We start from the raw sequence: 6,944 nt of genomic DNA on the forward strand, positions 1-6,944 counted from the left end.
GGGCGCAGGCCGGACGGGTCGCGCCCGGCGCGAATATGAGTCACGCGGAACGGCACACCCAAAATGCAGCTCAGGGTTAGCGCCGACCGGACAATTTGCCCTCCGCCTTCGCCCTGACTTCCATCCAGGGTCAGCATCATGGCGTTGCTCTCCTCGTTCATACGTTGTGAGATCCCGGTGATTCTCGGCGCGCTGCCCCGTCCTGTGGCCCCCGACTCTATGCAAGGGGAAAATGGGCGGGGCAAGCCTCGCATCTACGCAGAACAGCAGCGTATGTCCGCCCTGGCGGGGGTTCGATTATACCGGGCGCTACTGCACGTCGCCTTCGGATTCGGCGGGAGCCAGAACGGGCACGGACCCGACCAGCAGGCGCTCGCCGTGCAGCTCGCCGTGGCGATCGATCACGCGCAGGTGGTTGTCGATAGCGGCCACCTCGCCGGTAAATGCACCGATCGTCAGCGGATAGTCGCCCGCGCGCACCCGGTCGCTCAGCCAGAGGTAGGACACCTGGATGAAAATGTCGCGGTTCCTCAGCTCGGACGGCACCACGCTGATCGTGTTCGACTCAGCGAGCGGCTGAAGGCGCGGATTCAGATAGGCCAGCAGGTGCACGAAGACGCCCAGATTCGTGGGCAGCGGGCCATCCACGCGCCAGTACGACGCCAGCACGATCGGTTCGCCGCCTGCCGTGTGCGGCGTCAGGCCGCGCGGATCGTAACCCGCGAAGGTCACGTTGCGTTCCAGCGTCACCGGAAGCTGCGCCGGAAGACTGCCGCCGCCGTTCGTTTCGGGCAGATAAAACGCCGGGGCGACGCTGTTCCAGTAGCCGCCGAGGTCGCGGATGCGCTGCTCGACGTTGAGCGCCAGCACCGAGCCATCGGGCAGATCGTTCACGCGCAGATCCGTCGCATCCTCGAGCCATTCGGCCAGCTCCGGCGGCATCAGCGTGCGGTAGTCGGGGTCCGCGAATACGAGGCGCATCGGTGCGCCCGCGTTGACGAATACCAGCCCGCTCCGGCAGTCCACGCTGCGCAGGCTGACGTCTTCGCGGTGCATCATCAGCGGCAGGATCTGGCGCGGAGATAGGCCGATCGCGTTGGGCATATCCAGCGGAATCATGCAGATCACCGCCGGACTGTCGTCAGGCGAGCGGTCGAGATAGGCCGCGACGCGCCCCAGATCCGCATGATAGGCCGCATCCGCATCCGCGTGCTCGCCCCACTGCGCGAACACCCGGTTCCAGGTCAGCGCGACATTCACCACCAGGATCGCCGCCGCCAGCGCCGTCACCCAACGCACCGCGTTGGCGCGGCTGCGCAGGCTGAGCGCGCGCCACACCACCATCACGCCGACCGCGGGCAGAATATACAACGCGGGCAGCGCCACGAGATTGGCGGAAAACGTCGATTCAGAGCCGATCCACACGTCCGTCGCCAGCCCGGCCAGCAGCGAGAGCAGCATCAGCGCATAACGCGGCTCGCGCCAACGATGAACGGCGCGCACCGTGCCGATCACCAGCAGCAGCGAGAGCGCCGGGCCAAGCAGCGCCAGCCCCGGCAGGTTGTAGGTTATGCGCGTGTCGCCCTTCCAGACGAGGCCGCCGATCGCGCTCAGGACGCCGTTCACCAGATCGGTGATGCCGCGCGGACGCGCCGTGATATAGATATCCGGCTCGCTGGCGCTCAGCTCGCGCAGCGTCGAGGTGAGGTACGGCAGCGCGACGATCGTCGCCAGCATCAGCACAAAAAACACGATGCTCCAGATCCGGCGCGACATCGGCTGGTGGGTGACCAGCAGGTGCACGAAAAACAGCGCGCCCAACGGCCCCAGCACCAGAGTCGTGTAGTGCAGGTAGCCGGACGCGCCAAACAGCATCGCCACCAGCGCAAACGTGATGGTCGACGGCGCGCGGAAGTGCACCGTCCGCCCCACGTGGAACGCGACGGCGAGCGTGAACAACAGCAGCAGCACGTAAAACGGCACCAGCGATTCGCTCGTCGCGGTGCGTGCCAGCAGCACCGCGTGCGTATTGACGCTCATCGCGCCCAGCGCCATCAGCGCCACGTAGCGCCCGAACAACCGCCGCGCCAGCGCGTACAACAGCGCCAGCGACAGCAAACTGGCCCAAAACGACAGCATGCGATAGCCGAGCAGGCCATCGCCTACGGCCCTGGTCACGATCGCGTTTGCCACGGCGTACAGCCCGGACCGCCCGTGATCGTCACCAACCTGATAGTACACGGCGATATTCCCGGTCTGAACCGCTTCGGTCAGCCGGACGTACGCCAATTCCTCGTCGCTGAAGCCGGACGGCACCCGCGACAAATCCCAAGATCTGAACACCGCCGCCAGCAGCAGCAGGAGCGTGACTAAAATGAGTTCTATTCGCCGGTTCAAGAGCGATCCTTGCTGGTCGAAAGGCCCGAAAAAAAGAGGTGCGGCGGCTCGTGGCAGGCCGACCACCCTCTTTTATCCGGGGAGCAGCGGCAGCCTGACCCGCAGCCGACTTTTGACGTGCCGCCTATTGTAGCATGCTCCGCGAAACAGCGGTTAGCCGTAAGCGACAAGCGCAAAAGCAACCTCACCCCCAGCCCCTCTCCAATTGGATTGGAGAGGGGAGACAAACAGCGCCGGATTGAACTGCCCTTACACAACAGCTCACGCCAGGGCAATCCGTGCGTATCAGTTCGGGCAGGTAAGCGGCTGGAGCGTCGTCGCCTCCGGCGCACCGGGATCGCGCGCCGGGATCACCGTATCGCCCGATACCTTTTCCATGTTCGCCAGGGCGACAAAGGCCGGGCGGTACGTCTTGGGCGGGAAGCCCGGCAGGTCGATGGCCCACCAGTATTCCTCGTCGTCAGGCGTCCAGTCGAAGTCGGACAGGTAAATGGTCGTCATCAGGCCCAACCACGGACGCCAGTGCGCCGCCGCCCACTGGTACGCGCCCACCAGATACTCGGCCTGCTGCTCGTCGGTGACGGCGTGCCAGGCGTAGTCGGGGTGCACCGTGTCGGTGGTCCAGCCCATTTCGAGGATGGCGATCTGCTTGGCCGCGTCGCCCTCGTCCACCATGATCGCGCGCATGTCCTCGACGTGGCGGAAGACGCGCCAGCGGTTGCCGTCGTACTGCTCGGCGGCGGCGTCCGGCGACATGTCCGGCGGATCGCCGTAGCCCGGCGCGTTGAGGCCGAGCACGTCGAACCACTCGGACGCACCCGCGTCGTACATCTGGCGCAGGTAAACCATGTCGGGGATGACGGCGGGCGAAACGGTCCCGGTGGGGGCCAGCCCGGCGGAAATCACGATCGCGTCGGGATCGGCGGCGTGGATGGCCTGCGAGCACGTCTTCAGCAAACTGACGTACCCCTCGGCGTTGGGCGAGCGCCCGCCCCATTCGCGGTCGAGGTTCGGCTCGTTCCAGACCTGATAGGCGGCGATCTGCCCTTTGTAACGCGCGGCCAGCGTCCCGCAGAACTCGCCCCACTCGTCCAAATCGACGGGCGGCGCGGCGGCATCGCTGCCGGACGCGGCGGCCCATTCGGGCGCGTGATCGATTCGCGCGACGATCTCGCGGCCCCGGCACTGCGCCTCGGACACAACCGCGTCGGCCTGCTGCCAGTGCCATTCATCGTTGAGCGGCTCGACGTCCGCCCAGGCGAATATCTGCTTGACGTGGGTGAAGTTCATCAGGCGCATCGCGTCCAGGTCATAGGGGCGCGTGGTCCCGTTCCACCACAGGAACGCCTGAATACCGTACGTCAGCGAGGGAAAAGCAGGATCGGTGACCGCATCGGGGGCAAGATCGTAAGGCGTGGGCAGCGGGTTGATCTCTGTTGGCGCGGTGGGGTTATCGGAGCGGCTGCACCCGCCCACGGCGAGCAGCAGCGCGGCCAACAGCCCGATCCACGCCAGATGTCGAATACGCCGCCGACCGCTCGCGGCGGGCCGCAAAGCGGCCTGATGGCACTCTTCCAACCGTTTGCCTCCCTCTTGGGCCCCCCGCCCCCAGACACAATACGGCGGGCACACGGCCCGCCGGGTGATTCATCAAACTTACCGGGGCAGGCCAACCGCCCGCCCCGGTTCAGGGTCAAGCGTTACTGAAGCGTCTTGCTGCGGAAATCGTACGCGCCGATCGCCTCATAGGCGGGCGCGGGAACCCAGTTGGGCCGCAGCAGCGAATAGGGCACGTTGTCGTTGGTGGCGTCCCAACCGGCCTGCGCACCGTAGTTCAGGTTCCAGATGAACGCGATCCAGACCGTACCCCAGCTTTCCATTTCCTGAATGGCTTCGTTGAAGTACTGCGCCTGCTCGGCCAGGGTGTTGTCCTGCGCGAACTCGAAGCCCCGCGGCATCGCGCTCAGGTCCTCGACCACGGGCCAGCCGAACTCGGTGATGCACAGCTTCTTATCGCTGCCCGCGTTCTGAATGCGCTGGCTGTAGCCCTGAAGCGTGCTGTAGAACGACCAACTGTGGTGCGGGTTATCGAACGGGCCGCGGAAGATGGCGCTCGGATCGTTCGGAACGTTGTTCCAGGGGATCGTCGGGCCGATGTTGTAGCCGTTGTGGTGCGCGCCCACGCAGTCGGCGTAGTCGAGCATGCCCGCGTTGATCAGCATTTCCATGTACACGAAGTCGTCGTACGCCCCCACGCCGTCATTGACGCCCGTCGGGGACAGCGCACCGCTGATGACGACGATGTTCGGGTCCACGGCCTTGATCGCGTCGTGGGCAGCCTGAAGCAGCGCCACGTAGCGGCTGGGCTGGAGGCCGTACACCGACGCCCATTCGCGGTCGATGTTCATCTCGTTCCACACCTCGATGGCGTGGATCTGGCCCGGATAGCGCTGAAGCAGGGTCGTCAAGAAGTTGGAATAGGTCTGCGGATCGGCGGGCGGGCCGACTTCATCCAGGCGCTGGTTGCCCTGCTCGCGCGCCCAATCGGGCGCGGTCACGACGCTGAGCATCACGCGGACCTGCGCTTTGGCGGTTTCTTCCATGGTGGTGTCCAGCGCGGCCCAGTCATACTGCCCCTGCACCGGCTCGACATCTTCCCAACGGACCTGCTGCTTGATCCACGGCAGCTTGAGCTTGTCTACGACTTCGCCCATCCAGATCTGGTAGACGGTCGGATCGGGATTCTCCTGCACCTGGACGCCCAACTGGAAGACGTCGGGCACAGGACCAGAGAGATCCACACCGCCAGACGCCGCCGGTTCTTCGACGGGCGCTTCGGCTTCGGTTCCAGGGAAGGGCGTGGGGGTCGGCACGCCGGTGGCCTGCTGTGCAGCAGCATCCCGATCAGCGCCCGGCAAGGCGGCCACACTGATGTCGCCGCCGCTGTTGCTGCCGCCGTTGTTGATCAGGCCGGTCGCGTAGTAAATTCCGGCGAAGGTCACCGCGCCCATGAAGAGGGTTACCCCCAACCAAGCGACGACAAACCCGCGCATCTGGCGCTGCCGCTGCCGCGCAACCATTGACGTTTGCATAACGCTCGTTCCTCCTGCCCAAGTTAACGACAAATCGCTCATAGCTGCCGGGGGCGCGTCTGCGCCGTCCCAGCCTTCTACCGGGCACAAATTCGGCGGCAGACTGGCGCATCTACCGCTGTTCGTCCCGAGGAGCTTTTTCCATTATAGCGCCGCTTGTTCGCTTGGCCAGTCCCAGAGGTACGGAGGTACTCTTGAAGCGGCCCGGCGGTCAAGAGGCACAAGCGATCGATTGTAGCGTAAATTTCGCTCCGGCAAGCAACGCTCGCCCTACGCCCGGATCACGCGCACCGGCCAGCGGCCCGCCTTGGCGCGCAGATAGGCGTCGCGCCGCACGGCGTAGGCGGGGTCCAGCGCCGAGAGAGGCCGCGCCATTCCGCCCTGCACCACGTCGGGATCGAGCGTGCGCCGCTTGAGCGTCACCCAGAAATCGGGCACGGCGGCGTCCTGCTCGAAGCGCGTATGAACGGATACCAGCCCAAGCAGCGCATGAAGATCCGCATCGGTCGCGGCGCTCAAACGATCCCACACGGCGCGATCGGTGTCCCACAGATCGGCGGGGGCCAAAATGCCGCGCTCGATCGCCAGCTTGATGGCCCGCGCGATCAGCTCGTACAGCGCCGCTTCACGGTAATTCGAGCGGCTGGCGTCTTCGGCGGCCAGAAACGCGTCCGCCATCCAGCGCGCCGTATCCAAATCATCGCACATCATGCGTCCATCGTGCACCACAAGGCGATCGACCGCGCCGCGCACCTGCTCCGGTGTACCGAGGCCGAGGTCCAGGCTGTCGCGCAGGAAATAGTCCACGCGATCGGCGCACAGCGCGGGCGAAGGCTGTTCCAGCAGCGGGTAGGCGTCCTCGTGCAAAAAGTCGTGCCAGTCGTAGCCGTGGCGCGCGAGGATGGCGGGCAGATCCGTGCCCGCGACGTACTCCGCTTTGGCCGCTTCGTGATAGCTCTCCGGCCCGGCGAAGACGTGATCCGCGACGTGGCTGAAAGCGGTGTGGCTGATGTCGTGCAGCAGCGCGGCGATCTGCTCCGCCAGGGGCACACCTAAACGCCGCACCAGCAGCATCGCGCCGATCGAGTGCTCGGCGCGCGTGAGCGGGTTCACGATGCCCAGCAGGCCGGTAATGCCGTGCTGATAGACGCCGTGCAGCCGCAACATGGCGGCGCTGCCCATCAGGTCGAGCAGCACCGGGTCGTCCAGGTCTACGGAGCCGTACAGTCGATCGTCGTAACGCATGAGCGGTCCTTTGCAGGGATCAGAGAACAGCATAGGGCGGATTCTGCCCCCCATCCCCTGGCCCCTTCCCCCACGCAAGCGGAGGGAAGGGAAGAAAGCAAGACCGGGCGATACAAGCATCGTCCCGACAGATTGGGTGCTGTGAGCGGCGGGGCGCACAGTGATACACCCCGCCGGGAAAAACGCGTGTTACTGTGTTACTTCAGGACC

Annotated in this window: 5 protein-coding genes; all 5 read right to left on the reverse strand. The window is 65.6% G+C overall.

The genetic code is table 11. From position 1 onward, the window contains the following. Positions 1-137 (reverse strand): RNA 3'-terminal phosphate cyclase (locus tag V7116_RS25945; protein ID WP_349258562.1); only part of this gene is annotated, 137 nt, incomplete at its 3' end. Positions 138-309: 172 nt separating this feature from the next. Beyond that, a complete protein-coding gene (locus V7116_RS24905) occupies positions 310-2,397 on the reverse strand; it encodes a glycosyltransferase family 39 protein (protein ID WP_324394706.1) in 2,088 nt (695 codons plus the stop codon). A gap of 285 nt (positions 2,398-2,682) precedes the next feature. After that, on the reverse strand, positions 2,683-3,975 hold the full coding sequence (locus tag V7116_RS24910; RefSeq protein WP_324394707.1) for a hypothetical protein: 1,293 nt from the start codon (positions 3,973-3,975) through the stop codon (positions 2,683-2,685). A gap of 122 nt (positions 3,976-4,097) precedes the next feature. Beyond that, positions 4,098-5,489, reverse strand: coding sequence for a beta-galactosidase (locus V7116_RS24915; protein WP_324394708.1), 1,392 nt, complete (start codon positions 5,487-5,489; stop codon positions 4,098-4,100). Between the two features lie 270 nt (positions 5,490-5,759). Continuing rightward, the gene (locus V7116_RS24920; RefSeq protein ID WP_324394709.1) at positions 5,760-6,734 is read right to left on the reverse strand and encodes an HD domain-containing protein; all 975 of its coding nucleotides are present in this window, start codon (positions 6,732-6,734) and stop codon (positions 5,760-5,762) included. Between the last annotated feature and the right edge of the window lie 210 nt (positions 6,735-6,944).

The sequence above is a fragment of the Aggregatilinea sp. genome (assembly GCF_036822615.1).
Taxonomy (GTDB): domain Bacteria; phylum Chloroflexota; class Anaerolineae; order Aggregatilineales; family Aggregatilineaceae; genus Aggregatilinea.